The organism is Pedobacter sp. 01N416 (assembly GCF_056399685.1).
Map to the genome: position 1 here is coordinate 1 of NZ_JBFTRT010001032.1, position 607 is coordinate 607.

The window sequence follows — 607 nt, forward strand, 5'->3', positions numbered from 1 at the left end:
TACATTACAAAACGATGTCCTGTCAACTTCTGTTTATCTTCAATTACTGTGCTTTTAAATAATTTGTTCCGGTTTTCCCACCAACGTACATCTGCATCACCCGAAGTCAAAACAGGTTTGTCTAACCTATTCCATTCTTGAACCATTAATGGATCTTTTGTGGTATAAGCCATCCCGATAGATAAGGGTTCCACTTCATATCCTTTTTCTTTACCTCCGAAATACGACATCCAATATTTACCATCGAATTTATCAACACCATACTTTCCACCCCATTTGGTATCCAATAAAGCGTTGTAACCTGCTTTTTGGTTGTCGTCCCAATGGCCAGCATCTCCAAACGACATCAGTTTACCCTGATTTTCCCAGTGTAATAAATCTTTACTTTTTGCCAGCCAGGTTTCGTAACCACGACCGCTAAAAATAAGATAGGTCATGTACCAAAACTTTCCCTTACGGAAAACTGTTGGGCAATCCATTTTATGTTGATTGTCTTCGGGGACCATTACCAAGCCATATTTATAAGGCGTTTTTACTTCCTGATAAATCTTTTCCATGGTTTCGGCTGAAACAGGATTCGTGGTTTGAGCATTCAATGTTAATGCAC

1 pseudogene is annotated in these 607 nt (G+C 39.0%); it reads right to left on the reverse strand.

Going from position 1 to position 607, the window contains the following annotated elements:
* Window positions 1-557: pseudogene (locus AC1DND_RS29080) on the reverse strand (glycosylase); the annotation flags it as partial.
* Window positions 558-607 lie beyond the last annotated feature (50 nt).